Below are 25,866 nucleotides of genomic sequence, written 5' to 3' on the forward strand. Positions count from 1 at the left end.
CACGCCCGTCCGCCTCAGCCGCCGGGCTGGTCGCTGTCCTTCATCGAGCCCCAGCCGTGCCAGCGGTCGACCTCCACCCAGGCGCTGACCCGCGGCCGTTCGCGGTCCGGGTAGGGCCCGCCGGTGTAGTGCCGGGCGAGGAGGTCGATGTCCGCCAGGTCCTCGTCGTCGTAGATCTCGGTGACACGGCCGATGAGGGTGACGTGGGTGTACCAGTCGTCCCCGGCGAGGACGGTGAGGGTGACGCGCGGGTCGCGGCGCAGGCGCTTGAGGCGGACGCGGCCCGCGTCGAGGTTGATCAGCGCCCGGCCGTCCTTCCAGGCGTACCAGGTGGCGGTGGTCACCGGTGCACCGTCGGAACGCAGTGTGGCCATGACACACGGGTTGGGCCGGGCCAGCAGGGTCTCGGCCTCGGGCGGCAGCGGCGGCTTGGACATGCGGGAACCTCCTGGGTCTCTCAGCGGGAGTGGTCGTCGAAGCTGGCGAAGTAGGCGGCGGCCATGTCCTCGTCGGCGTGGCCCTGCGCCGCGGCCCGCTCCAGCCGGGCGGCGGTGGCCTCGGCGACGTCCAGGCGGACGCCGTGGTCCGCGCCGGCCCGGGCGATGAGGCGGGCGTCCTTGGCGGCGGTGCCGACCGCGAACTGGGGCGGGGTGAGCCGGTCTTCGAGGATGAGGCCGGACTTGGCGCGCAGATAGCCCATGTCGAGGGGGCCGCCGGCGATCAGGTCGAAGAACGCGTGCGGGTCGACGTCCAGCGCCTCGGCGAGCGCCAGGCTCTCCCCGGCGGCGGCCGTGACGGCGAGGACCCAGCTGTTCGCGACGAGCTTCAGCCGGGTCGCGCTGCCCGCCGCCCCGTCCTCGCCGGTCCACACGGTGCGGGCGCCCACGGCGTCGAACACCGGCGTCACCGTGTCCCGGCCCTCGGCGGGCCCGGCCGCGAGCACGGTCAGCTGCCCGTCCTCGGCCGGCTTCCGGGTGCCCAGGACCGGCGCGTCGTAGAAGAGCAGCCCGTGCTCACCGGCCAGGGCGGCCAGACCGGCGACGGCCTCGGCGCCCGCGGTGGTGGACTGCACCCAGGCGGTGCCGGCGCGCAGGCCCGGTGCCGCCTCGCGCACGGTCGCCTCGGTCACGGGTCCGTCGTGGAGCATCGTGAGGACGACGTCCGCGCCCCGGACCGCCTCGGCGGGAGTGCCGGCGACGTGCGCGCCCTCGGCGGCGAGCGGTTCGGCCTTGGCCCGGGTGCGGTTCCAGACCCGCACGGTGTGCCCCGAGCGGGCGAGGTTGCGGGCCATCGCCGCGCCCATGATGCCGGTGCCCAGGACGCTGACGGTGAGCTGGTCGGTCATGGTGTCGACTTCCTCGGTCGTGCGGTCGGGTGTGCTGCCCGCGGGACGGGCGTCGTCCGGTGAACGGGTCCCCCCGGCGCGGGGATCATGCACGGCGTCCGCCGGGGGATGCGGCGCCCCGTGCGCGCCGGGGGGCCGTCACCCCTGCCGTGCCAGGGCCCCGAGGGGATCGTCCAGGACCGGCTGCCAGGCCAGTTCCGCCGCGCCGACCAGGCTGTTGTGGTCGAGGGTGCAGGCCAGGATGGGCACACCGCCGCTCTGCCCCCACAGGCTGCGGTCGGCGACGACCGCGCGCAGGCGGGCCGGGTCGGCGTCCAGGAGGGTGCGGTGCAGGCCGCCGAGGATGATGCGGTCCGGGTTGAGGATGTTGACCAGCCCGGCGAGCCCGAGCCCCAGGCGGTCGATGAGGGCTTCGGCGGCGGTGCGGACGGCCGGGTCGTCGTAGTGGTGGCGGATCAGGTCGATCGACTGCTGCAGCAGGGACACCTCGGGGCCCGGTGCCCGTCCCGCCTCGGTGAGGAAGGCCAGCGGATCGGTCTCGACGTCGAGGCAGCCGCGGCTGCCGCAGTGGCAGGGACGGCCCTCGGGGTGCACGGTGAGGTGGCCGACCTCCAGGGCGAGACCGGAACTGCCGCGGTGCAGACGGCCGTCGAGGACGAGGGCGCCGCCGACGCCCCGGTGCCCGGTGGCCACGCACAGCAGGTCGCGGGCGCCGCGTCCGGCGCCGTGCCGGTGCTCGGCGAGCGCGGCGAGGTTGACGTCGTTCGCGGCGAACGCGGGCCCGCCGAGGCCGGCCGCGCGGACCTGCTCGGCGAAGATGTCCCGCACGGGCGCTCCGGCGGGCCAGGCCAGGTGCAGGGGGTTGAGGGCCAGTCCGTCGGGTTCGGCGACGGCCGACGGCACGGCCAGGCCGGCTCCCACGCACCGCCGTCCGGTCTCACGCAGCAGCTCGGCCCCGGCGGTGACGACGGAGGCCAGCACCTTCGCGGGGTCGGCGTCGACGGTCTCGCAGCCGGGCGCGGTGGCGACGATCCGGCCGCCGAGCCCCACCAGGGCCGCGCGGAAGCCGTCGGCGTGCACCTGCGCGGCGAGCGCGACGGGCCCGTCCTCGGCGACGGACAGGCGGTGCGAGGGCCTGCCCTGCGAACCGGCCGCGGCGCCGGGGCGGGCGTCGACCCGGATCAGGCCGAGCGCCTCCAGTTCGGCGGCGACCGCACCGGCCGTCGCGCGGGTCACCCCGAGTTCGGCGGTGAGCACGGCCCGGGTGGGCGCCCGTCCGGTGTGCACGAGCTCCAGCGCGGGTCCGAGCGCCGCGCGCCCCCGGTCGAGCCGCGTCCTCGTGGTGCTCCCGTCCCCCGGCCGGGGGTCCGCCTTCCCGCTCATGAGGGCGAGTCTCCCATGATCCGCCGCGTCGGCGGCTACAGGCCGCTGACCCGCAGCGTGATGTTGAGCCGCCCGCTCAGGTCGAGCCCGGGCGGTGCCGTGCCCGGGTGGATGCGGGGCACCCCGTGGTGGGCGAGCCGGGAGGGGCCGCCGAAGACGAACAGGTCGCCGCTGCGCAGCTCGACGTCGGTCCAGGGCCGGTTGCGGGTCTCGGTGTTGCCGAAGCGGAAGACGCAGCTGTCGCCGAGGCTCAGCGAGACCACGGGCGCGTCCGCCTTCTCGTCGCTGTCGCGGTGCATGCCCATCCGAGCGTCGGCGTCGTAGAAGTTGATCAGCGCGATGTCGAAGGCGGGGTCCGGTCCGCCGAGGGTGTCGCGCACCGCGCGGCGGCCCAGGTCCCCCAGGAGGCCGGGGAAGGGCTTGACCGGGGCTCCGTCCCCGTCGGCAACGGTCCGTGCGTAGCGGTAGGGGTACCAGTGCCAGCCCAGGCACACCTGCCGGGCGCTCATCGTGCCGCCGCCGGGGGTGCGGACGGTGCGCAGCCCGGCGGGCGGCCGGGCCCAGGCGCGGCAGGCCTCGACCAGCTCGCGCTGGTCGCGCGCGTCCAGCCAGCCGGGCACGTGCACCGCTCCCGGGGCGATCTGCGCGCGCTCGCGGGGGAACAGCTCGGCGTCCATGCCCTCCATGGTGCCCGACCAGGGCCGATGGGCGGCTCGGCCGGGGCCTGTCGTTCGGATCACGGCGCAGGGCATCGGCAGCGCTTGCCGACGCCGGTGAGCGACGACAACGCGGCAGATGTGCGTGCCGGTCCCCGCCTCTGCGGCGTGACCCGAACGACAGGCCCTAACCTGGTCGCACGATGGACGACCGTATGACGACCCCGTGGGGCGAACTGGCGCTGACCCGTTTCCCCGAGGACCCGCGTGACCGGCTGCGCGCCTGGGACGCCTCCGACGCGTATCTGCTGAGGCACCTGGCCGGGGAGCGGGTGCCGCTGTCCGGGACGGTCGTGGTGGTCGGTGACCGGTGGGGTGCGCTGGTCACCGCGCTCGCGGACCACCGGCCGGTCCAGATCACCGACTCTTATCTGACGCAGGAGGCGACGCGGGCCAATCTCGCCCGGGCCGGTGCCGACGCTGAGGCGGTGCGGCTGCTCACCACGCAGGATCCGCCGCCGGAGCGGGTCGACGTGCTGCTGGTGCGGGTGCCGAAGAGCCTGGCACTGCTGGAGGACCAGCTGCTGCGGCTGGCGCCGGCCGTGCACGCGGGGACGGTCGTGGTGGGCACGGGCATGGTCAAGGAGATCCACACCTCGACGTTGCGGCTGTTCGAGCGGATCCTGGGCCCCACCCGCACCTCCCTCGCCGAACAGAAGGCGCGCCTGATCTTCTGCACCCCCGACCCGGCGCTGGAGCGGCCCGCGGGTCCGTGGCCCCACGTGTACGCGCTGCCGGACGACGCCGGGCCGGTGGCGGGGCGCACGGTGGTCAACCACGCCGGGGTGTTCTGCGCCGACCGGCTGGACATCGGCACGCGCTTCTTCCTGCGCCATCTGCCGCCGGGCCGGGGCGGCCGGGTGGTGGACCTGGGGTGCGGCAACGGGGTCGTGGGGACGGCGGTGGCGCTCGCCGACCCGGGCGCCGAGGTGCTGTTCGTGGACGAGTCGTTCCAGGCCGTGGCCTCGGCTGAGGCGACGTACCGGGCCAACGGCGTGCCGGGGCGTGCGGAGTTCCGGGTCGGCGACGGGCTGGCCGGGGTGGCGTCGGGCAGTGTCGACCTGGTGCTCAACAATCCGCCGTTCCACTCCCACCAGGCGACGACGGACGCCACCGCCCGGCGGATGTTCACCGGGGCGCGGCGCGCGCTGCGGCCGGGCGGTGAGTTGTGGGTGGTCGGCAACCGTCATCTGGGCTACCACGTCACGCTGCGCAGGCTGTTCGGCAACAGCACGCTGGTCGCGAGCGACCCAAAGTTCGTGGTGCTGAAGGCCGTGAAACGGTAGCGGCGAAGGGCGGTAGGGGTGCTGGCGAGGGGCGTCAAGGGAGCGGCGAGGGGCGTCAAGCGGTAGCGGCGCCGAGGGTCCGCAGGGTCCTCGCCACCGACTGCGTCATCGCCTCGCGTGCCACGGTCAGGCAGCCGCGCGGGTCGACGGCGTCGGGGTGCGCCGCGAGGAAGTCGCGGACCGCGCCGGTGAACGCGAGGTTCAGGGCCGTGCCGATGTTGACCTTGGTGATGCCCCCGGCGATCGCGGCCGTGAGTTCGGCGTCCGGGACGCCGGAGGAGCCGTGCAGGACGAGCGGCACGTCCAGGGCGGCGGACAGGCGTTTGAGCAGGGCCTGGTCGAGGGCCGCGGTGCGGGTGGTCATGGCGTGGGAGCTGCCGATGGCCACGGCCAGGGCGTCCACGCCCGTGTCGGCGACGAAGACGCGCGCCTCGTCGGGGTCGGTGCGGGCACCGGGGGCGTGGGCGTCCAGCGGGGCCCCGCCGTTCTTGCCGCCGATCCGGCCGAGCTCCGCCTCGATCCACAGACCCCTGGAGTGGGCCCAGTCGACCGCGGCCCGGGTCGCGGCGAGGTTCTCGTCGTAGGGCAGGCGGGCCGCGTCGTACATCACGGAGCTGAAGCCGGCGTCGGCGGCCTGGTGCAGCAGGGCGTCGCTGCACACGTGGTCCAGGTGCAACGCGACCGGTACGGCGGCCTGTTCGGCGCAGGCGGCGGCGGCGCGGGCCAGTGGGAGCAGCCGGTTGCCGTGGTACTTGACGGCGTTCTCGCTGATCTGCAGGACCACGGGGGCCCCTGCGGACTCGGCGCCGGCGACGACGGCCTCGGCGTGCTCCAGCGTGATGACGTTGAACGAGGCGACGGCCGAACGGGCCGCGGCGGCGCGGGTGACGAGTTCGCCGGTGGTGGTCAGGGGCACGGGGTCTCCTGGGTGGGGAGGCGGGCGTCCGGCGGGTCAGGGGTGAGGATCACGGAGCGGGTGAGGTGGCGCGGGCGGTCCGGGTCGAGGCCCCGGGCGGCGGCGACGGCGACCGCCAGGCGCTGGGCGCGGACGAGTTCGGCGAGCGGGTCGAGCTCGCCGCTGATCCACGACGCGCCGGTGGCGCGCACCTGTTCGGCGAGTCCGTCCGGTGCTTCACCGAGCATCCAGGTCGCCGTGCCCGAGGTGCTCACGCTGATCGGGCCGTGCCGGTACTCCATCGCCGGATAGGCCTCCGCCCAGGCCAGCGCGGCCTCCCGCATCTTCAGACCGGCCTCGTTCGCCAGTCCGACGGTCCAGCCGCGGCCCAGGAAGGTGAACTGGCCGCAGTCGGCGAGTCCTTCGGGCAGCGGGTCGGCCAGTGCCGTGCGGGCGTCGGCCACCGCGCGGTCGGGGTGCAGGCCGAAGTGGGTGCGCAGCAGGGTGAGGGCGGTGGTGGCGAACCGGGTCTGCACGACCGAGCGTTCGTCGGCGAAGTCGAGGACGGCCAGGTCGTCCGCGGCGCCGGCGACGGGGGTGCCGGGGTCGGCGGTGATCGCGGTGGTGCGGGTGCGGCCCGTCAATCGGCCCAGCAGTTCGAGGACTTCGGTGGTGGTGCCGGAGCGGGTCAGGGCGACGACCCGGTCGTAGGCACGGCCGTGGGGGAACTCCGAGGCGGCGAAGGCGTCCGTCTCGCCCTGGCCCGCGCCCTCGCGCAGGGCGGCGGCCGCCTGCGCCATGAAGTACGAGGTGCCGCAGCCCACGACGGCGACCCGCTCCCCCGGCGCCGGCAGCACCCGCGCGTGACCCGGTGCCTCCGAGGCGGCGCGGGCCCAGCACTCCGGCTGGCTGGTCAGCTCGTCCTCGACATGCGTCATACGGCACCCTCCGGTCTGCTTGTTCCTGCAAGATAGCGCCTTGTTTCGAACATCATCAAGCATCGGGGCCCGACCGGTGCGCTAGGGTCGCCCGGAGATCGAGAGTGGAGGTGCGGATGTCGCGCGATGCCCGCTGGAAGGCGCTGCTGGAACTGCTGGTGGAGCGCGGCCGGCTGGACGTCGAGGACGCGGCCCGCGAGCTCGGGGTGTCGGCGGCGACGATCCGCCGGGACTTCGACCAGCTCGCGGAGCAGCAGATGCTGGTGCGCACCCGGGGTGGTGCCGTGGTGCACGGGGTGTCGTACGAACTGCCGCTCCGCTACAAGACGGCCCGCCGCGCCTCGGAGAAGCAGCGGATCGCCAAGGCCGTGGCGGACCTGGTGGCGCCCGGTGAGGCGGTGGGCCTGACCGGCGGGACGACCACCACCGAGGTGGCCCGGGCCCTTGCCGTGCGCGGGGACCTGGCGTCGGGCACCCCGGCCCTGACCGTCGTGACGAACGCGCTGAACATCGCGAGCGAGCTGGCCGTGCGGCCGCAGTTCAAGATCGTGCTGACGGGCGGGGTGGCCCGGGCCCAGTCCTACGAGCTGGTGGGGCCGCTCGCGGACGGCGTGCTGGGGCAGATCACCGTCGACGTGGCGGTGCTCGGCGTGGTCGCCTTCGACGTCCGGCACGGCGCCGCGGCCCACGACGAGGCGGAGGCGGCGGTCAACCGGCTGCTGTGCGAACGGGCGGAGCGCGTGGTGGTGGCGGCGGACTCCAGCAAGCTGGGACAGCGGGCGTTCGCCCGGATCTGCGCGGTCGGCACGGTGGACACCCTGGTCACCGACACGGCCGCCGACCCGGGCGCGGTGCGCGACTTCGAGGAGGCGGGACTGCACGTCGTGACCGTCTGAGGGCGACTTCGCCGCGGGGGCCCTAGGCTGGGACGCAGGCGCCTGTCGGGCCAGGGAGGCTGTCATGGGCGTGACGGCGGAAGAGAGCGGCGGACCGGGTGGTCGGCGGTACGTGCCGATCGCCGAGCACGGGCTGATCGGTGATCTGCGCAGCGTGGCGCTGGTGGGGACCGACGGCACGATCGACTGGTACTGCTGCCCGGCGTTCGACGCGCCGAGTGTGTTCGCCTCGATCCTGGACGCCGAGCGCGGCGGCTGCTTCGAGCTGGCGGCGTCCGTACCGGCCCGCACCAAGCAGTTCTACTTCCCGGACACCAACGTCCTGATCACGCGCTTCTACACCGAGGACGGTCTCGGGGAGGTGCAGGACTTCATGCCGGTCGACGGCGAGTCGTCGGAGGCCGAGCGCCACCGGCTGATCCGCCGGGTGGTGTGCGTGCGCGGCTCGGTCCCGTTCCGTACCCGGGTGGCTCCCCGGTTCGACTACGGCATGCGCCCGCACACCGTGCGGCTGACCGGCGAGGTGGCCCTGTTCGAGTCGGGAGACGTCTCCCTGGCGCTGACGGCGACCGTTCCCCTGGAGGCCGACGGCCCCGACGTGTGCGGGGACTTCAAGCTGAGCGAGGGCGAGACGGCGGTGTTCGCGCTGGACAAGGTGGGCGGCGCCGTGACGCCCCGGCACTGCGCCCGCACCGAGGCCGAGGAGCAGTTCGCGGCCACGGTGGCGTACTGGCGGCGCTGGCTGGCGGGCTCCCGGTACAAGGGCCGCTGGCGGGAGATGGTGCACCGCTCGGCCCTCACGCTGAAACTGCTCACCTACGCCCCGACCGGGGCGATCGTGGCCGCGCCGACGACGAGCCTGCCCGAGCACCTCGGCGGTGAGCGCAACTGGGACTACCGGTACGTGTGGGTGCGCGACGCGGCCTTCTGCGTCTACGCCCTGCTGCGGCTGGGCTTCTCCGGCGAGGCCGAGGCGTTCATGAAGTTCGTGAGCCGGCACGTCAGCCCCGGGGACGGCGCGCACTCCGGGCCGCTGCAGATCATGTACGGCATCGACGGCCGCACCGACCTGCCGGAGCGGGAGCTGGACCATCTGGAGGGCCATCACGGCTCGGCGCCGGTCCGGGTCGGCAACGCCGCGGCCGACCAGCTCCAGCTCGACATCTACGGGGCCCTCATCGACTCCATCTACCTGTACGACAAGTGGGCCCAGCCGATCTCCAGCGACCAGTGGGACGACGTGTGCGCCCTGGTGGACTGGGTGTGCACGCACTGGGACCAGCCCGACGAGGGCATCTGGGAGACCCGCGGCGGGCGCAAGAACTTCCTGTACTCGCGGCTGATGTGCTGGGTGGCCGTCGAGCGGGCCATCCGGATGGCCAACCGGCGCGGGCTGCCCGCCGACCTGCCCCGCTGGCGGGAGTGCCGCGACACCGTCTACCGGCGGATCATGAGCAAGGGCTGGTCCGAGGAGCGCCGGGCGTTCGTGCAGTACGAGGGCGCCGACGTGCTGGACGCGTCCGTGCTGATGATGCCGCTGGCGAAGTTCATCGCCCCGCGCGACCCGAAGTGGCTGTCGACGCTGGACGCCCTCACCGAGGACCTGGTGTCCGACTCGCTGGTCTACCGCTACGACCCGCGCTCCAGCCCGGACGGGCTGCGCGGCGACGAGGGCACGTTCTCCATCTGCTCGTTCTGGTACGTCGAGGCCATGGTGCACGCGGGCCGGATCGACGACGCCCGCCTCGCCTTCGAGAAGATGCTGACGTACGCCAACCACCTCGGCCTGTACGCCGAGGAGATCAGCCACACGGGGCAGCAGCAGGGCAACTTCCCGCAGGCGTTCACCCACCTCGCCCTGATCAGCGCGGCGTTCAGCCTGGACCGGGCCCTCGGCTGAGGCTCAGTGCCCGTGCCCGTGCCCGTCGTCCGGATGCCCCTGGGGGGTGTCCGTCGCGGGTGCCGTCCGCCCGGCCCGCACGGTGAAGGCCGCGGTGTGGACCTGCCCCTCGTGCTTGAAGTCGAGGAAGAGGCGGTAGGACCCGGCGCTCGGGGCGGTGGCGGTGAACGAAATCTCCGGGCCGGGGCGGGTCGAGTCGTCCCCGGGTTCGCCGTTCGGGTGGACGTGCAGGTAGGCGAGGTCGCCGGCGCGCAGGGCGACCAGGTGGCCGTAGGCGCCGAGGTAGGGCTGGAGGTCGGTGACGGGCCGGCCGTCGCGGGAGACCGTCAGCTTCAGTTCGCTCGCCCGGCCCGGGTTCAGCCGGTCGGCCAGTTCGACCTCGTAGCCGCCGGTGGTGGTCTCGGCGCTCGGTGCGGGGAGGTCCTGCGGCCGGTAGGCGCCGATGGCGGCGAGATCGGCGCCCAGGGTGAGGTTGCCGGCGCCCTTCGTCGCCGGGGTGAAGTCTGCGAAGACGCGATAGCCGCCGGCGCGGGGCAGGTCGACGGGGGTGCTCCAGGTGCCGTCCGCGGCCCGGGTGGGGTGCAGGTGGCGGTAGGTGACCAGATCCCGTGAGGCCACGATGAGGTGGAGTTCCTTGTCGTGCTCGCGCTGGTAGGCGGTGAGCGCGCGCCCGGCGGCGTCCCGCACGGCGAAGCGCAGGTCGGAGCGCTGGCCCGCGGTGACGCGCGGGGTCTGCAGGTCGAGCGTGTAACCGCCTTCGGAGATCTGCAGTCCGCCGGCCGGGGGTGTGCCGTGCCCGGCGTGGCCGCGGCCGGGCTCCGCGGGGTGCCGGGAGGGGCCGGGGTGTTCGTCCTCGTGCCGGGGCGGGTCGTCCGCCACGACGGGGTCGATCCCCTGCCCCACGCCGTAGGCCGTGCCGAACGTCGCGGCCAGGGCGACGGCGAACGTGGTGATCTTCAGTCCGGTGTTCATGGCCGTCGGCTCCTTCGGGTACCGGGTTCACTCCCGCTGGTGCGGGGTCTCCATGCAGCTCACCATACCCCCAGGGGGTACCAAGTCAAGTTGACTTCGCACTTGCCTCGCATACCCGGTGGGGGTATACAGGGAACCGAGGTGCGGATACCCCCGTACCGTATTCGTGGAACTCTCAGAGGAGGCACCCGATGCCCGCCACCACCTACGCCGTGTCCGGAATGTCCTGCGACCACTGCCGTACCGCGGTGACCGAGGCCGTCGGTGAGCTGGACGGCGTCAGCGGCGTGGACGTCGACCTCGCCGCCGGACGCGTCACCGTCACCGGACCCGGCGAGCCGGACGACGAAGCCGTCGCACGGGCCGTCGACGACGCCGGCTACGAGCTGACCGGACGGGCCTGACCATGACCACCGCCCCGACCGGCACCGACACCGAGGTCGAGCTCGCCATCGGCGGCATGACCTGCGCCTCCTGCGCGGCGCGCATCGAGAAGAAGCTCAACCGCATGGAGGGGGTCACCGCCACCGTCAACTACGCCACGGAGAAGGCGAGGATCGGCTACACCGGCGACGTCTCCGTGCACGACCTGATCGCCACCGTCGAGGCGACCGGCTACACCGCCCAGGAGCCGGCACCCCCGGGTGAGCCCGGCCCGCCCGGTGCCGGCGCCGGCGCCGACGAACTGCGGCCGCTGCGCGAGCGGTTGATCACCGCCGTGCTGCTGGCGGTACCCGTCGTCGCCCTGGCGATGATCCCGGCGCTGCAGTTCGCGTACTGGCAGTGGCTGTCGCTCACGCTCGCCGCGCCCGTCGTGACCTATGCGGCGTGGCCCTTCCACAAGGCGGCGCTCACCAACGCCCGGCACGGCGCCGCCACCATGGACACGCTGATCTCGGTGGGGGTCTCGGCCGCGTTCCTGTGGTCGCTGTGGGCCCTGTTCCTCGGCACCGCGGGCACGCCCGGCATGACCCACCCGTTCGAGCTGACCATCGAGCGCACGGACGGTGCCGGGAACATCTACCTGGAGGCCGCCGCGGGCGTCACGGCCTTCATCCTGGCCGGCCGGTACTTCGAGGCGCGCGCCAAGCGCAGGGCGGGGGCGGCGCTGCGGGCACTGCTGGAACTCGGCGCCAAGGACGTCACCGTGCTGGGCGGGGACGGCCGTGAACGGCGGGTCCCCGTGGCAGGGTTGCGGGCCGGGGACCGGTTCGTGGTCCGGCCCGGGGAGAAGATCGCCACCGACGGGACGGTCCTGGAGGGCTCCTCCGCCGTGGACGTCTCGATGCTCACCGGGGAGTCCGTGCCCGTGGAGGTGGGGGCGGGCGACGCGGTCACCGGCGCCACGGTCAACGCCGGCGGACGACTCGTGGTGCGCGCCACGCGCGTCGGCGCGGACACCCAACTGGCCCGTATGGCGCGGCTGGTGGAGAACGCGCAGAACGGCAAGGCCGCGGCGCAGCGGCTCGCCGACCGGATCTCCGCGGTGTTCGTGCCGGTCGTGATCGCCCTGGCACTCGGCACGCTGGGCTTCTGGCTCGGCAACGGCGCCGGACTGACGGCGGCCTTCACCGCCGCGGTCGCCGTCCTCGTCATCGCCTGCCCCTGCGCGCTCGGCCTGGCCACCCCGACCGCGCTGCTGGTCGGCACCGGCCGCGGCGCCCAGCTCGGCATCCTCATCAAGGGCCCCGAGGTACTGGAGTCCACCCGCCGCGTCGACACCGTCATCCTCGACAAGACGGGGACGGTCACCACGGGCCGGACGACCCTGCTGGCCGTGCACACCGCCGACGGCACCGACGAGGCCGAGGTGCTGCGGCTGGCCGGCGCCCTGGAGCACGCCTCCGAGCACCCGGTCGCCCGGGCCGTGGCGGACGCGGCGCTGGAGAAGCTGAGCACGCTGCCCACGCCGGAGGACTTCGCCAACGTGCCCGGACTCGGCGTGCAGGGCGTCGTCGACGGCCACGCCGTGCTCGTCGGGCGTGAGCGGCTGCTGGCTGAGTGGGCCATGGAACTGCCGCCCGGGCTGGCCGGGGCACGGGCGGCGGCCGAGGTGGCCGGGCGCACGGCCGTCGTGGTCGCCTGGGACGGTGCGGCACGGGCCGTGCTGGAGGTCGCCGACGCGGTGAAGGACACCAGTGCGGAGGCGGTCACCCGGCTGCGCGCGCTGGGGCTCAGGCCCATCCTGCTGACCGGTGACAACGAGGCGGTGGCCCGGTCCGTCGCGCGGGAGGTCGGCATCGACGAGGTCGTCGCCGAGGTGCTGCCGCAGGACAAGGTCGACGTGGTCAAGCGGCTGCAGGCCGAGGGCCGGTCGGTCGCCATGGTCGGTGACGGCGTCAACGACGCGGCGGCGCTCGCGCAGGCCGACCTGGGGCTCGCCATGGGCACGGGCACCGACGCCGCGATCGAGGCCGGCGATCTGACCCTGGTGCGCGGCGACCTGCGCACCGCCGCCGACGCGATCCGCCTGGCCCGCCGCACCCTCGGCACCATCCGCTCCAACCTCTTCTGGGCGTTCGCCTACAACGTGGCGGCCCTCCCCCTGGCCGCGTCCGGCCTGCTCACCCCGATGCTGGCCGGGGCGGCCATGGCCTTCTCCTCGGTCTTCGTGGTGGGCAACTCGCTGCGCCTGAGGACGTTCCGGGCGGCGGGATGAGGACGGGGCGGACTCGCCGGTCACCGGGGTGACCGTCCGCCGAGCGGGCACTCGTTCGGTACCGGCCCGCGGGGGCGCCGAGCGTGCGCCAGGAGTGAGCCGGTACCTTGCTGAAGAAGGCCACTGCGGGGAGAAGCACATGACCGATCCGACGACCACAGCCGCGGACGCCCCTCGTCCGCTCCCGGGGGACGCCCCGTCCCCGCGCCGGCCCGTACGGCTGGCGAAGGCCGTGCTCGGTGACCTCAGGGCCGTGGACGGGGCCCTGTACGCGGCGGTGGCCGCCACCCCCACGCCCACGCTCGACCGGACGCTGCGCCATCTGTCCCACGCGGCCGACCACTCGAAGATCTCCTTCGGCATCGCCGCCGCGCTGGCCCTGGCCGGGAAGCGGCCGCGCAGGGCCGCCCTCGCCGGTGTCGGCGCCATCGCCGTGGCGTCGGCCTCGGCCAACCTCCTCGGCAAGCGGCTCGTGCGCCGCGCCCGGCCGGACCGGGAGGCGGCCCGGGTGACGGTGGACCGGCACGTACGGATGCCGACCTCGGCGTCGTTCCCGTCCGGACACACCGCGTCCGCCGTCGCGTTCGCCACCGCGGTGGGCGTCGTCCTGCCTCCCGCCGCCGTACCGCTCGGCGCGCTGGCCGGCGCCGTCGGCTACTCACGCGTCCACACGGGCGTCCACTACCCGGGCGACGTGGCGGCGGGCGCGGTCCTCGGCATCGCCAGTGCCGCGGCCGCCCTGGCCGCGGCGGCGGCCACCCCGACGACGAGGACGCAGGCCCTGCTGGCGGCGGCCCGTTCGTGGCCCCGCCTCGGCATCGGGATCGCCCTGCGCCGCTGAGGCGACGCGGCGGCCGGGCACGTGCGCCCGGCCGCCGCGAGGTCGGCTCCTCGGACCGACGCCTGGTCAGCCGAAGGCGCGCACCGCCTGGTAGTACGTCCACGCGGTGCTGTTGCAGGAGGTCTTCGTGGCGCCGCCGTACGCGGCGCAGACCCGCTTGAGGTCCTCGTAGAAGGCGCTGTCGATGCGGGACTTGTTGGCGCTGAACGTGCCGGCCGCCTTGTAGTTGCGGTAGCCGAAGTCGTGCCGGGCGCAGGACATGGAGAAGGGGAAGCCGAAGGGGTTGTCCGGCGAGGAGGAGCAGTAGTCGGTCGACCAGTCGAAGGCGTACGCGGACCATGCGGCCTGGTTCGCCCGGGCGGCGGCCCAGGTGTTGTAGCTCGACGCGCTGGTCTGCGTCCAGCTCGCGAGCACCTGGGGCTTGTCGGCGGGGGCGGCGCTCGCGGTCGTGGCGGTACCCACGACGGTGACGAGGGCCAGGGTCGAAGTGGCGAGACCGGTGGCGAGTCTTCGGTGCATCCCACACCTCCATCAGCCGCGGCCCGTCCATCGGGCCGCAGGTTCATGACAAGAGGATGACCACGTCCGCTGGACGTTCACACCTGCGGCGCCGCAACAGCGCTTGAACTCCGGTCGATCGCGGGGAAACGGCAGGCGACTCGATCCCGGGGAAACGGCAGGCGACCGGACGCCCCGTCAGATCCCGGCACGCCGAGAGCCCGGACCTCCGGTGGGTCCGGGCTCCTGCGCGGTCTTCGGGTGGGGCCGGTCGCCGTACCGGTCCCTACGGGTCAGGACTCGACGATCTTGCGGACGTTGTCCACGGAACCGCAGCCGGCCTGCAGCCGGCGCTCGCGCTCCCGGAGGAAGGCGACGCCCAGCTCCTCGCGCCGTTCCATCGCCACGTTCTCGCGCGCACCGTTGAGGATGGTGCGCTCCTCCTCGTCGGCGTGGTGGGTGATGGCCTCGACCAGCTCCTCGAGCTTCTCGTCCCACTCGTCGGAGCCGACCTCGTCCACCTGGAGGAGGGCGAGAAGCGCCTCGTTGCCCTCCTCGTGCTCGTGCTCGCCGTGCTCGACCTCGTCGTCGTCGATGTTCTTGTACCGCTTGAGCGCCGGGTAGACCTCGGACTCCTCGGCGAGCGCGTGCGCGATCAGCAGGTCCGAGAATTCGCGCAGGGCACCCTCACGGTCGGCTTCGACGCTGCGCATCTGACGGAAGAGTTCTTCCATGCGCCGATGGTCCTGGAGAATGAGCTCGACGACGTCGTTCGTGTCGGCCATGAACAGGAACCCCTTTCGTACGGAGAATCAGGCCTTTTCCCTTTACCCCGTTCCCGGCGTTCTGTGCCCGGGGAACGGACCGGCCGGGTCTACCAGCGGTACCAGCGGCCACGGCGGCCGCCACTGTCGGCGCTGCGCAGCACGAAACCGAGCAGCCAGACCACCAGCACGATCACCGCGATCCACCACAGCGCCTTCAGCGCGAATCCGGCGCCGAAAAGGATCAGGGCCAGCAGCAGGACAAGAAGCAGAGGAATCATCGTTGTCTACCTCCGCCACTCCTGGTGCCCGGCCTTCTGCCGGACACACAGCCGAATTGCATCGTTTTTCCAGGCGGATGGCGGGCAGACGGACCGATTCGACGGCACGGTAAACCGTCAGTCCCGGCCGACGACGACGACCTCGTCCCCGGCCGTCCAGCGGCGCCGCTCGGCCTTGGGCGGGTTGACCCGTACCCCGTGGCCGGGGCCGGCCGACGCCTCGTCGTGGCTGCGGTAGCCGATGGCGCACTCACCCCGTTGGCGTGCGGCGGCCACGACGGTGGCGAAGGCCGTCTCGCACCCGGGCAGTACGTAGTCGCCCGCGGGCCGCAGACGGATGCCGGTGCCGTCGGCGGAGAACAGTTCCTCGAAGACCGCGGCCAGGTGCCGGTTCTGGGAGATCTGCGCCATGAGCAGACCGATGAGCTTGCCGCTGATGATCACGTCGGCGCCCGGGCTGATGGGGGCCAGCGCCCGGTTGCGGTCGTCGACCAGCTCGGTGACGACCGGCAGCTCCCGTCCGGTGGCCTCCTCCAGCTGGCGCAGCAGCAGGAGCGTGACGAGCGTGCGGTTGTCGGGGTGGTCCGCGGTCTCCCCGGGCACGGGGTCCCGGCCGAGGACGATGACGCTGTCGTAGGAGTGCACGTCCAGCCGGCGCAGGGTCTCGGGACGGGTGACGTCCCCCTGGTGGAGGGTCAGGGCCAGGCCGGTGTCGTGGTGCGCTCCGGACTCGTGCACCTGCCGGACCGTCTCCTCGCCGCAGTCGGCCACCACGTCGACGGCCGACCCGGGCAGGGCGCGGCGGCGCAACTGGTCGACCATGAGCGGCGCCCTGCGGTTCCAGCCCAGCAGCAGGACCCGTTCCGGCCGCGCCGGTGTCGGCGGGCCGGACGCCATCACCGCCTTGTCGACCCACTGCCCGCAGTCGCCGGGCCAGGCCGTGTCGTCGTCACGGGAGATGACGATGAGCAGATCGTCCGCGGCGATGGCCGTCTGCGGCGGCGGAGCGAGCAGCGGGGTGTCGCCGCGCACCAGCCCCACCACGCTGGAGGTCGGATAGGACAGCAGCGCGTCACCGAAGGTCCGGCCGGTCAGGGACGCCTCACCGACCAGGTAGAACTCGTCGCCCGCGAAGTCCAGCAGCTCCTGGTGGACCAGGGAGAGCCCGGGGCGGCGGGCGGCCTGGACGATCAGCCGGGCCGTGACCGTGTCGCTCTCCAGGACGACTCCGCCCGGTCCGGCGGCGAGCACGGCAGCCAGCCGGTAGCGGTCGTCCCGGACGGCGGCGACGACGGGCGGGCGGCTCTTGGCCCCGGCCAGGGCGGCCCGCAGCGCCAGCAGCGTCTTGACGACCTCGGCGTCGGCGTCCGGCTCGTCCCGGGGCAGCACCAGCACGACACCGGCCGTCGCCGGGCTGGTCAGGGTCAGCACGGCCGGGTCGGTCGTGGGGCCGCTGCGGCAGATCAGCCGTGTGCGGCCGAGGGGCCCGGCCTTCGTGCCGAGGGCCTCCTCCATCGCGGTCTTGTCGCGGTCGGCGAGCACCGCCACCGCGGCGCGCCGCAGGTTGGCGTTGGCGGCGACCAGTTCGCCGACCACCGTGAACACCTGCTCCGACCATCCCAGGACCACGACGTGGCCCTGTTCGAGCACGGTCGAGCGGCCCCGCCGCAGCGCGGTGAGCCGTTCCGTGAGGGCCGTGGTGATCAGACCGACCAGCGTCGACACGTACAGCAGCGCCACGAGGGCGAGCAGCACCGACATCGTCACGCGCAGCGGCGTGCCGGTCGCGCCGCCCAGCCGCAGGGTCTCCCCCGTCAGGTGCCACACCTGGCCCAGCCGGTCCGGCAGGGCCTCGGGCGCGTCCGGGTCGGTCCACACCACCACCGCGCTGGCCGGGACGACGACCGCCAGGCACAGCAGTGCCATCCACCCGACCAGGGCGGAGGCACCACGGGCCAGTGTGCTGTCGAACCAGTAACGGGCCCGGTCACCGAACGAAGTGCGCCGCTGCGCCACCCTTCCCCTTCCGTCGCCCCGGCCCTGCCGTGCGCCGGTGGGCGCCGCCGTGCGCGTGCGGCGCGCGGACGGACGGAGAGCGCGGGTGTGAGTACGCATGTCGCAGTCTGAGGGCTCGCACCGGGCGGCGAGCGCGGTTCCGTCGCGCATTCATCCCTTCGGGTTCACCGAGCGTGCCGAGAGCGCCATCTCTCCTGTGACGTGCGGGTTTTGCCCCAGATTCGCTCCTTGGGGGCAACGCCCGGGCGAAAGGCGGCGCCCCGGGTCGGCGACCGCTACAAAGATCGCCATGACTGAAGATCACGCGGTGGCGCGCCCGGACGGCGGCTTCTCCCGGCGGAGCTTCGCGGCGGTGGCCGGCACGGCCACCGTGGCGACGGCCCTCACCGGCGGTACCGCCACGGCCCTGCCCGCACCGGCCGCGCCACCCGCTCCCGGCGCCGCCCGCGGCGCCGACCCCGAGCGGTGCCTCGCGGTCGCCCGCGCCCTGCTCGTCCTCGACTCCGACAACCGTCCCCTCGTCCCGCGCTACCAGCGCGTCCTGCGGGAAGGGCTGCCGGCCCGCCGGACCCGCCCGAAGGACGTCCTCGTCGTCGGCGCCGGCCCCGCGGGGCTGGTGACCGCCTGGCTGCTGAAGCGGGCGGGGCACCGGGTGACGGTCCTGGAGGCCAACGGCAACCGGGCGGGCGGCCGCGTCAAGACGTTCCGCAAGGGCGGACACGAAGGCGCCGCCCAGCCGTTCGCCGACCCCCGTCAGTACGCCGAGGCGGGCGCGATGCGCCTGCCCGGCAGCCACCCGCTGGTCATGCAGCTCATCGACCAGCTCGACCTGAAGAAGCGGCGCTTCCACTACGTCGACGTGGACGAGGAGGGACGCCCCGCCGCGCGCACCTGGATCCACGTCAACGGCATCCGTGTGCGGCGCGCCGACTACGCCCGCTCACCCCGGCGCGTGAACCGCTCCTTCGGCGTCCCGAAGGCCCACTGGGACACCCCGGCCGCCGCCATCCTGCGCGCCGCCCTCGACCCGGTGCGCGACGAGTTCAGCCGGGTCGGGCCCGACGGCAAGCGCGTCGACAAGCCCCTGCCCGAGCGGCTGCGCGGCTGGGCCCGCGTGGTGCAGCGGTTCGGTGACTGGTCGATGTTCCGCTTCCTCACCGAGCACGCCGGCCTCGACGAGCGCACCGTCGACCTGATCGGCACCCTGGAGAACCTCACCTCCCGCCTGCCGCTGTCCTTCATCCACAGCTTCATCGGCTCCTCGCTCATCAGCCCGGACACCCCCTTCTACGAACTGGAGGGCGGCACGGCCGTCCTGCCGGACGCGCTGCTGGAACGGGTGCGCAAGGAGGTGCGGTTCGACCGCCGGGTGACCCGTATCCAGTACCACCACCCCGACCGTCCGGCGCCGGAGGGCGGGCATGTGCGGGGCAAGGGCCCGCACGTGTGGGTCGACACCGTCTCCGAGGGCCGCGACGGCCCGGTCGTCCGCGAGCAGTTCACCGCCGACGTCGCCGTGGTGACGGTGCCGTTCTCCGGGCTGCGGCACGTGCAGGTGGACCCGCCGCTGTCGTACCGCAAGCGCCGCGCGGTCAGCGAACTGCACTACGACTGCGCGACCAAGGTGCTGCTCGAGTTCAGCCGCCGCTGGTGGGAGTTCGACGAGGCGGACTGGAAGCGTGAACTGAACGCCGTGAAGCCGGGCCTGTACGAGGCGTATCGCACCGGCCGGGCGCCCGCGGACGGCAGTCTGCTGGGCGCGCACCCCTCCGTGCCGGGCGGGCACATCACGGCGGCCCAGCGCACGCACTACGCCGCCAACCGCGCGATCGGGCGCGACCAGCCGGAGGCGGCCGGCGTGGTGGGCGGCGGCTCGGTGTCGGACAACGCCAACCGCTTCATGTTCAACCCCTCGCACCCCGTCCCGGGCAGCGCGGGCGGTGTGGTCCTCGCGTCCTACAGCTGGGCCGACGACGCCCTGCGCTGGGACTCCCTGGACGACGAGGCGCGCTACCCGCACGCGCTGTGCGGTCTGCAGCAGGTCTACGGACGGCGCATCGAGGTCTTCTACACCGGCGCCGGCCGCACCCAGAGCTGGCTGCGCGACCCGTACGCCTACGGGGAGGCGTCCGTGCTGCTGCCCGGACAGCACACGGAACTGCTGCAGGCGATCCCCGCGGCCGAGGGGCCGCTGCACTTCGCCGGGGACCACACGTCGGTGAAGCCGGCCTGGATCGAGGGGGCCCTGGAGTCCGCCGTCCGGGCCGCCCTGGAGGTGCACACCGACTAGTCCGTCCCGAGCGAGGGGCCCCGGCGCGCATACGCCGGGGCCCCTTCGTCTTCCCAGCCGCCGAGGAGCGGCGGCGGCCGTGCCACGACCGCAATGACCACAACATCCGTTGGTTGCGCAAGCGAGACAGCCCGTCGGCGTCCGGGCACCATGTGGCCCACCTCACCCTCCCCCACAGGGCTCTTCCCTACCCGCAACGACGTACCGACAGGTGGTGGCACTCGTGCGCCTGCGCACCCCCCTCGCCCTGCTCGGGGCCGCCGTGCTCGTGTTCGCCGGGCCGCCGCTGCTCACCGCCGGCAGTGGCTCCGGGACCGGCACACAGATCCCGGGCCTGCGCTTCATGGTCCCCAACACGCCCGGCGGCGGCTACGACATCACGGCCCGGACGGCCGCGAAGAACGCCGAGGACGCCGGACTCACCCACAACGTCGAGGTGTTCAACCTGCCCGGCGCGGGCGGCACCGTGGGCCTGACCCGCCTGGTGAGCGAGCACGGCAACGGCAAGCTCGCGATGTCCATGGGTCTCGGGGTGGTGGGCGCCGTCCGGTCCAACGACGCCCCCAGGACACTCGCCGACACCACCCCGATCGCCCGGCTCACCGAGGAGCAGGACGTGGTGGTCGTGGCGAAGGACTCGCCGTACGAGACGATCGACGATCTGATCGGCGCCTGGAAACAGAACCCGGGCAAGCTGCCGGTGGGCGGCGGGTCGTCGCCCGGCGGGCCCGACCACCTCGCCCCGATGCTGATGGCGAAGGCCGCCGGGATACCGCCGAAGCAGGTCAACTACATCCCCTTCGACGGCGGCGGTGAGCTGCTGGCCTCCATCCTCGGCAACAAGGTCGCCTTCGGCGTCTCCGGAGTGGGCGAGTACCTCGACCAGATCAAGGCGGGCGAGCTGCGCCTGCTCGCGGTGACCGGCCCGGAGCGGGTCGAGGGACTGGACGCGCCGACGCTGACCGAGGCGGGCTACGACGTGAACTTCACCAACTGGCGCGGCATCGTCGCCCCGCCCGGCCTGAACGACGCCGAGCGCGTCAAGCTCGTGCGGCTGATCGAGGAACTCCACGGCTCCGACGAGTGGCGCACGTCGATGGAGCAGAACGGCTGGGACGACGCCTTCCTCACGGGTGAGAAGTTCGGCGCGTTCCTCGAAGCGGAGGACAAGCGCGTGGTGTCGGTGCTGAAGGAGCTGGGACTGTGACGACGACGCCGACCACCGGCGCACCCCCCGCCGAGCAGGGTGGGCGCCGCTCCTGGCTGCGGGAGCACTCCGAACTCGGCGTGTGCGTCCTGCTGCTGGCGCTGGGTGTGCTCGTGCTGACCGACACGCTCACCATGGACGTCGACATCGCCCAGCGCGGCCCCGTCGGCCCGAGGACCGTACCGGTCGTCGTCGGCGCCGGTCTGCTGGTGATCGCCGCCCTGCTCGCGGTGGACGTGCTGCGCGGCGGCCGGGGCGAGGCCGAGGGCGGTGAGGACGTCGACCTGTCCGAACCCGCCGACTGGCGCACGGTGTCGCTGCTCGCCGGGGTGTTCCTCGGCGCGGCGGTGCTGATCGAGCCGCTCGGCTTCCCCGTCGCGGGCGCGCTGCTGTTCTGGGGTGCGGCGTTCGCGCTGGGCAGCCGCAGAACCGACCGCGATCCGCTCATCGCGGCCGGGCTCTCCCTGCTCACCTACGTGGTCTTCAACAACCTGCTCGGAGTGCCCCTGCCCGGTGGCCCACTGATGGGAGTGCTGTGAGATGAACGCCTTCAACTCCCTCCTGGACGGCTTCGGTACGGCCCTCAGCCCGATCAACCTGCTCTGGGCCGCCGTCGGTGTGCTGCTCGGCACGGCCATCGGCGTGCTGCCCGGCATCGGGCCCGCGATGGCGGTCGCCCTGCTGCTGCCGGTGACGTACGGGCTCGACCCGACCGGCGCGTTCATCATGTTCGCCGGCATCTACTACGGGGCCATGTTCGGCGGCTCGACGACCTCCATCCTGCTCAACACCCCCGGGGAGAGCGCGGCGGTGGTGGCGGCCATGGAGGGCAACCCCATGGCCAAGTCAGGGCGCGGCGCGCAGGCCCTGGCGGCGGCAGCGATCGGGCACTTCGCCGGCGGCATGGTCGGCACGCTCCTGCTCGTCGCCCTCGCGCCGACGGTGGCCGAACTGGCCGTGGACATCGGCGCCCCGGACTACTTCGCCATCATGGTGCTGGCGTTCATCGCGGTGACCTCGGTCCTGGGCTCGTCGCGAATCCGGGGCCTGGCCTCGCTGCTCATCGGCCTCACCCTGGGCCTGGTGGGCCTGGACCAGATGACCGGTCAGCAGCGCCTGACCTTCGGTGCGCTCCAACTGGCCGACGGCATCGACGTGGTGATCGTCGCGGTCGGTCTCTTCGCGATCGGCGAGGCCCTGTGGGTGGCCGCGCATCTGCGGCGCAGGCCGCCCGAGCCGATCCCGGTGGGCCGGCCCTGGCTGGGGCGGGACGACGTGAAGCGGACCTGGAGGTCGTGGCTGCGCGGCCCGTTCATCGGCTTCCCGTTCGGCGCGATCCCGGCGGGCGGCGCGGAGATCCCCACGTTCCTGTCGTACGTGACGGAGAAGCGCCTGTCGAAGCACCGGGACGAGTGGGGCAAGGGCGCCATCGAGGGCGTCGCCGGTCCGGAGTCGGCGGCGTCGGCCTCGGCCGCGGGCACCCTGGTGTCGATGCTGACCCTGGGCCTGCCCACCACGGCGGTCGCGGCCGTCATGCTGGCGGCTTTCCAGCAGTACGGCATCCAGCCCGGCCCGCTGCTGTTCGAGCGCGAACCCGACCTGGTGTGGGGCCTGATCGCGTCCCTGTTCGTCGGCATGGTGCTGCTGCTCGCGCTCAACCTGCCGCTGGCCCCCGTGTGGGCCAAGCTGCTGCGCATCCCGCGGCCGTACCTGTACGCCGGGATCATGTTCTTCGCGGCGGTCGGGGCGTACGCGGTCGGCGGGGAGGTCGTCGACCTGGTGATCCTGCTGATCATCGGCCTGATCGGCTTCGGCATGCGCCGGTACGGCCTGCCGGTGCTGCCCGCCGTCATCGGCGTGATCCTCGGGCCCAACGCCGAGCAGCAGTTGCGGCGTGCCCTGCAGATCAGCGACGGCAGCGTGACGGGTCTGGTCGACACGCCGTTCGCGGTGACGGTGTACGGGGTGATCGTGCTGCTGCTGTGCTGGCCGCTGCTGAGGAGGGTGGTGCGGCGCGGGCGTACGGCGGCCTGACCCCGCGGGGACGTTCACGCAGGGGCGCGGCTCGGACGAGCCGCGCCCCTTTCGCGTCCCTTCCCCGCCGGCCTCTTGACGGTCCGCGGGATCGGTGGCTACATGCATGGGAGCGCTCCCATGCATCACGGACAGCCCCGTTCCCGCCCCCACGCCCAGGAGCTCTCATGAAGCCCCGCTCGACCCCTGCCCCACGCGTCGCGTTCGCGGCCGCCGCGTTCCTGACCCTGCTGCTCTCCCTCCTCACCGCCGCTCCTCCGGCGCTGGCCGCCCCCACCGGCTTCCACGTCCGCGACGGCCGCCTCCTGGAGGCGGGCGGCAACGACTTCGTGATGCGCGGGGTCAACCACGCCCACACCTGGTACCCGGACCGGATCGGCTCCCTGGCCCACATCAAGGCCAAGGGCGCCAACACCGTGCGGGTGGTGCTGTCCAGCGGCGACCGGTGGACCCGCAACGACACCGCCGACGTGGCGAACGTCGTGGAGCAGTGCAAGCGGAACCGTCTCATTTGCGTCCTGGAGGTGCACGACACCACCGGATACGGCGAGCAGAGCGGCGCCGTCCCGCTCTCCCGCGCCGTCGACTACTGGATCAGTGTGCGCGGCGCGCTCACCGGCCAGGAGGATCACGTCATCGTCAACATCGGCAACGAGCCGTACGGCAACAGCGGTCACGCCGCGTGGACGGCGGACACCAAGGCGGCGATCGCCCGGCTCCGCGACGCCGGTTTCGACCACACGATCATGGTGGACGCGCCCAACTGGGGCCAGGACTGGGCGTTCACCATGCGCGACAACGCCGCCTCGGTGTTCGCCGCCGACCCCGACGCCAACACCGTCTTCTCGATCCACATGTACGGCGTCTTCGACACGGCCGCCGAGATCACCGCCTATCTGAACCGGTTCGTCAGCGCGAAACTGCCGCTGGTGGTGGGCGAGTTCGGCCATGACCACTCGGAGGGCGATCCGGACGAGGACACCATCCTGGCCGTCGCCGAGCAACTCCGCCTCGGATACCTCGGCTGGTCCTGGAGCGGCAACGGCGGTGACGTCGGATACCTGGACATGGTCACGGGCTTCGACCCGGACCGGCTCACCCCCTGGGGTCAGCGCCTGTTCGACGGCGTGAACGGCATCGCCGCCACCGCCGAGGAGGCCGCGGTGTACTCGTCCGGGGGAGGCGACACCACACCCCCGACCGCGCCCGGCGCCCTCACCGCCTCCGACGTGGCCTCCACCTCCACCACTCTGAGCTGGGCCCCGGCCACGGACGCCGGCGGCGTCACCGGCTACGACGTCGTGCGGATCGGCGCCGGCACCGAGACCGCAGTCGCCTCCACGACCGGCACCACCGTCACCCTGACCGGGCTGTCCCCCGCCACCTCCCACACGTTCGCCGTCTACGCCCGCGACGCCGCGGGCAACCGCTCGGCCCGCTCGGCGACGGTGACGGTCACGACCGCGCCGGGCGGTCCGTCGCCGTCCTGCGGCGTCGGCTACCGCGTGACGGGCAGCTGGCCCGGCGGTTTCCAGGGCGAGATCGTCCTGCGCAACACCGGAACCACCGCGGTCGACGGCTGGACGCTGCGCTGGACGTTCACCGACGGCCAGCGGGTCGGCAGCCTGTGGGGCGGCACGGTGACGCAGAGCGGGTCCGGGGTGAGCGTGACGGCTGCCCCCTACTCCGCGACGATCCCGGCCGGAGGGTCGGTCACGCTCGGCTTCACCGCCACCCGGGGTGCCACCAACCCGGGCCCGGCGGGCTTCACGCTGAACGGCGCCGACTGCCCCGTGAGTTGACCCTCGCCCCCGGGCCGAGTGCCACCTCTTTCGGCCAATCCCCGCCCGTACGTGGCGTCATGGAGCCCGTACGGGCCGGGGAGAACTATACTTCTACACGTTTGTAGAAGCAATCTCGTACACGCACGTGAAGGAGTGGACGCCACCATGGTGTTCAAACGACGGCTCGGGGCGATCGGTGTCGGCGGACCGACCGTCGACACGGTCCTCGACCCCGGCCCCGTCCGGCCCGGCGGCACGCTCGGCGGCCGGATCCAACTGGAGGGCGGCAGGGCCGACTTCGAGATCGAGCACCTCACCCTGGAACTGGTGGCCCGGGTGGAGGCCGAGCACGAGGACGGCGAGAGCGAGGGCGTCGTCACCTTCGACCGGTTCACCGTGGGCGGCGGTTTCCGGCTCGCGGAGGGCGAGCGACGCACCCTGCCGTTCGAGGTGACCCTGCCGTGGGAGACCCCGGTCACCGAACTGCACGGCCAGAGCCTGGGCGTCGTCCTCGGCGTGCGCACGGAGCTGTCTGTGGCGGGTGCGAAGGACAAGGGCGACCTCGACCCGCTGCGCGTCACGCCGCTGCCTGTCCAGGAGGCGGTCCTCGAAGCCCTCGGCGCTCTCGGGTTCGGCTTCCGGTCGGCCGACCTGGAGCTGGGACACATCGGCGGCACGGGCCAGCGGCTGCCCTTCCACCAGGAGATCGAGCTCGTACCGCCGCCGCGGTACGCGCAGCAGGTGCACGAGATCGAGGTGACCTTCCTGGCCGGGCCGGACGGCATGGAGGTGGTGCTGGAGGCGGACGAGCGCGGCGGCTTCCTGGCGCCCGGCCACGACGCGCTGACCCGGTTCACCGTCTCCCACGACGGGGTCGGGCACCAGGACTGGACGGCGGTCGTCGACGGCTGGCTGCGTCACCTGGTCGAGCACCGGACCGGGTACGGCGTCCTGGCCGGTCACGGCGCCCTGCCGGCCCACGATCACGCGGGGCACCACCACGGGGAGCGGCGGCCGGGCCCCGGCATGGGGACCGTGGCCGCCGCGGGTGCGGCCGGTCTCGCGGTCGGTGTCGTCGGCGGCATGGTCGCGAGCGAAGTGGTCGACGAGGTGGGGGACTTCTTCGAGGACGAGGAGGAAGAGGAGGGCTGAGTCGCCCGG

At 73.4% G+C, this 25,866-nt stretch carries 23 protein-coding genes; 12 read left to right on the forward strand and 11 right to left on the reverse strand.

What is annotated here, in order from left to right; genetic code table 11:
* Nucleotides 1-14: 14 nt before the first annotated feature.
* The 4 genes from ACZ4M5_RS12940 to ACZ4M5_RS12955 form a co-directional block, all read right to left on the reverse strand.
* A complete protein-coding gene (locus ACZ4M5_RS12940; protein ID WP_467735950.1) occupies nt 15-437 on the reverse strand; it encodes a PPOX class F420-dependent oxidoreductase in 423 nt (140 codons plus the stop codon).
* A gap of 20 nt (nt 438-457) precedes the next feature.
* The gene (locus ACZ4M5_RS12945) at nt 458-1,345 is read right to left on the reverse strand and encodes an NAD(P)-dependent oxidoreductase (RefSeq protein ID WP_467735952.1); all 888 of its coding nucleotides are present in this window, start codon (nt 1,343-1,345) and stop codon (nt 458-460) included.
* 138 nt (nt 1,346-1,483) lie between these two features.
* A complete protein-coding gene (locus ACZ4M5_RS12950; protein WP_467735954.1) occupies nt 1,484-2,728 on the reverse strand; it encodes an ROK family protein in 1,245 nt (414 codons plus the stop codon).
* Nucleotides 2,729-2,763: 35 nt separating this feature from the next.
* Nucleotides 2,764-3,405, reverse strand: coding sequence for an alpha-ketoglutarate-dependent dioxygenase AlkB family protein (locus ACZ4M5_RS12955; RefSeq protein WP_467735956.1), 642 nt, complete (start codon nt 3,403-3,405; stop codon nt 2,764-2,766).
* Between the two features lie 182 nt (nt 3,406-3,587).
* Between ACZ4M5_RS12955 and ACZ4M5_RS12960 the strand changes: the two genes are divergently transcribed.
* Nucleotides 3,588-4,730 carry a methyltransferase gene (locus ACZ4M5_RS12960; protein ID WP_467735958.1) on the forward strand — a complete coding sequence of 381 codons (1,143 nt, stop codon included), beginning with the start codon at nt 3,588-3,590 and terminating at the stop codon, nt 4,728-4,730.
* A 55-nt stretch (nt 4,731-4,785) separates the two neighbouring features.
* Here ACZ4M5_RS12960 and ACZ4M5_RS12965 read toward each other — a convergent pair whose 3' ends face one another.
* Entirely contained in the window at nt 4,786-5,646 is an 861-nt protein-coding gene (locus ACZ4M5_RS12965; protein ID WP_467735960.1) for a class II fructose-bisphosphate aldolase, read from the reverse strand.
* A complete protein-coding gene (locus ACZ4M5_RS12970) occupies nt 5,637-6,563 on the reverse strand; it encodes an SIS domain-containing protein (RefSeq protein WP_467735962.1) in 927 nt (308 codons plus the stop codon). Before ACZ4M5_RS12970 ends, ACZ4M5_RS12965 begins: the two co-directional genes overlap by 10 nt.
* A 116-nt stretch (nt 6,564-6,679) precedes the next feature.
* Here ACZ4M5_RS12970 and ACZ4M5_RS12975 point away from each other — a divergent pair, with 116 nt between their 5' ends.
* Entirely contained in the window at nt 6,680-7,459 is a 780-nt protein-coding gene (locus ACZ4M5_RS12975) for a DeoR/GlpR family DNA-binding transcription regulator (protein ID WP_467735964.1), read from the forward strand.
* A 64-nt stretch (nt 7,460-7,523) separates the two neighbouring features.
* A complete protein-coding gene (locus tag ACZ4M5_RS12980) occupies nt 7,524-9,359 on the forward strand; it encodes a glycoside hydrolase family 15 protein (protein ID WP_467735966.1) in 1,836 nt (611 codons plus the stop codon).
* A 3-nt stretch (nt 9,360-9,362) separates the two neighbouring features.
* Here the strand turns inward: ACZ4M5_RS12980 and ACZ4M5_RS12985 are convergent, their stop codons facing one another.
* A complete protein-coding gene (locus tag ACZ4M5_RS12985; protein ID WP_467735968.1) occupies nt 9,363-10,331 on the reverse strand; it encodes a hypothetical protein in 969 nt (322 codons plus the stop codon).
* A 191-nt stretch (nt 10,332-10,522) separates the two neighbouring features.
* On the opposite strand from ACZ4M5_RS12985, the gene ACZ4M5_RS12990 reads away from it, so the two are divergent.
* The 3 genes from ACZ4M5_RS12990 to ACZ4M5_RS13000 all read left to right on the forward strand — a co-directional run bounded on the left by ACZ4M5_RS12990 (nt 10,523) and on the right by ACZ4M5_RS13000 (nt 13,831).
* The gene (locus ACZ4M5_RS12990) at nt 10,523-10,735 is read left to right on the forward strand and encodes a heavy-metal-associated domain-containing protein (protein ID WP_467735970.1); all 213 of its coding nucleotides are present in this window, start codon (nt 10,523-10,525) and stop codon (nt 10,733-10,735) included.
* 2 nt (nt 10,736-10,737) lie between these two features.
* The gene (locus ACZ4M5_RS12995) at nt 10,738-12,990 is read left to right on the forward strand and encodes a heavy metal translocating P-type ATPase (RefSeq protein WP_467735972.1); all 2,253 of its coding nucleotides are present in this window, start codon (nt 10,738-10,740) and stop codon (nt 12,988-12,990) included.
* Nucleotides 12,991-13,129: 139 nt separating this feature from the next.
* Nucleotides 13,130-13,831, forward strand: a complete 702-nt coding sequence (locus ACZ4M5_RS13000; protein WP_467735974.1) for a phosphatase PAP2 family protein — start codon at nt 13,130-13,132, stop codon at nt 13,829-13,831.
* Nucleotides 13,832-13,897: 66 nt separating this feature from the next.
* Here ACZ4M5_RS13000 and ACZ4M5_RS13005 read toward each other — a convergent pair whose 3' ends face one another.
* The 4 genes from ACZ4M5_RS13005 to ACZ4M5_RS13020 all read right to left on the reverse strand — a co-directional run bounded on the left by ACZ4M5_RS13005 (nt 13,898) and on the right by ACZ4M5_RS13020 (nt 17,390).
* A complete protein-coding gene (locus ACZ4M5_RS13005) occupies nt 13,898-14,350 on the reverse strand; it encodes a phospholipase (RefSeq protein ID WP_467735976.1) in 453 nt (150 codons plus the stop codon).
* A gap of 272 nt (nt 14,351-14,622) precedes the next feature.
* On the reverse strand, nt 14,623-15,114 hold the full coding sequence (locus ACZ4M5_RS13010) for a hemerythrin domain-containing protein (protein WP_467735978.1): 492 nt from the start codon (nt 15,112-15,114) through the stop codon (nt 14,623-14,625).
* Between the two features lie 89 nt (nt 15,115-15,203).
* Complete coding sequence (locus tag ACZ4M5_RS13015) at nt 15,204-15,374, reverse strand: DUF5670 family protein (protein ID WP_467735980.1); 171 nt, start codon at nt 15,372-15,374, stop codon at nt 15,204-15,206.
* A gap of 117 nt (nt 15,375-15,491) precedes the next feature.
* Complete coding sequence (locus ACZ4M5_RS13020; protein WP_467735982.1) at nt 15,492-17,390, reverse strand: CASTOR/POLLUX-related putative ion channel; 1,899 nt, start codon at nt 17,388-17,390, stop codon at nt 15,492-15,494.
* 289 nt (nt 17,391-17,679) lie between these two features.
* Between ACZ4M5_RS13020 and ACZ4M5_RS13025 the strand changes: the two genes are divergently transcribed.
* The 6 genes from ACZ4M5_RS13025 (at nt 17,680) to ACZ4M5_RS13050 (ending at nt 25,857) form a co-directional block, all read left to right on the forward strand.
* Nucleotides 17,680-19,680 (forward strand): flavin monoamine oxidase family protein, encoded by a 2,001-nt coding sequence (locus ACZ4M5_RS13025; protein ID WP_467735984.1) that lies wholly within the window; start codon nt 17,680-17,682, stop codon nt 19,678-19,680.
* Between the two features lie 223 nt (nt 19,681-19,903).
* Nucleotides 19,904-20,887: a Bug family tripartite tricarboxylate transporter substrate binding protein gene (locus ACZ4M5_RS13030; RefSeq protein ID WP_467736553.1), complete on the forward strand. Its 984-nt coding sequence runs from the start codon at nt 19,904-19,906 to the stop codon at nt 20,885-20,887.
* The gene (locus ACZ4M5_RS13035; protein WP_467735986.1) at nt 20,884-21,426 is read left to right on the forward strand and encodes a tripartite tricarboxylate transporter TctB family protein; all 543 of its coding nucleotides are present in this window, start codon (nt 20,884-20,886) and stop codon (nt 21,424-21,426) included. Before ACZ4M5_RS13030 ends, ACZ4M5_RS13035 begins: the two co-directional genes overlap by 4 nt.
* A 1-nt stretch (nt 21,427) precedes the next feature.
* Nucleotides 21,428-22,921 (forward strand): tripartite tricarboxylate transporter permease, encoded by a 1,494-nt coding sequence (locus tag ACZ4M5_RS13040; protein ID WP_467735988.1) that lies wholly within the window; start codon nt 21,428-21,430, stop codon nt 22,919-22,921.
* Nucleotides 22,922-23,088: 167 nt separating this feature from the next.
* Nucleotides 23,089-24,723, forward strand: a complete 1,635-nt coding sequence (locus ACZ4M5_RS13045) for a cellulase family glycosylhydrolase (protein ID WP_467735990.1) — start codon at nt 23,089-23,091, stop codon at nt 24,721-24,723.
* A gap of 147 nt (nt 24,724-24,870) precedes the next feature.
* Nucleotides 24,871-25,857 carry a sporulation protein gene (locus ACZ4M5_RS13050; protein WP_467735992.1) on the forward strand — a complete coding sequence of 329 codons (987 nt, stop codon included), beginning with the start codon at nt 24,871-24,873 and terminating at the stop codon, nt 25,855-25,857.
* The last annotated feature ends 9 nt before the right edge of the window (nt 25,858-25,866 follow it).

This window comes from Streptomyces sp. NPDC026246, assembly GCF_055567995.1.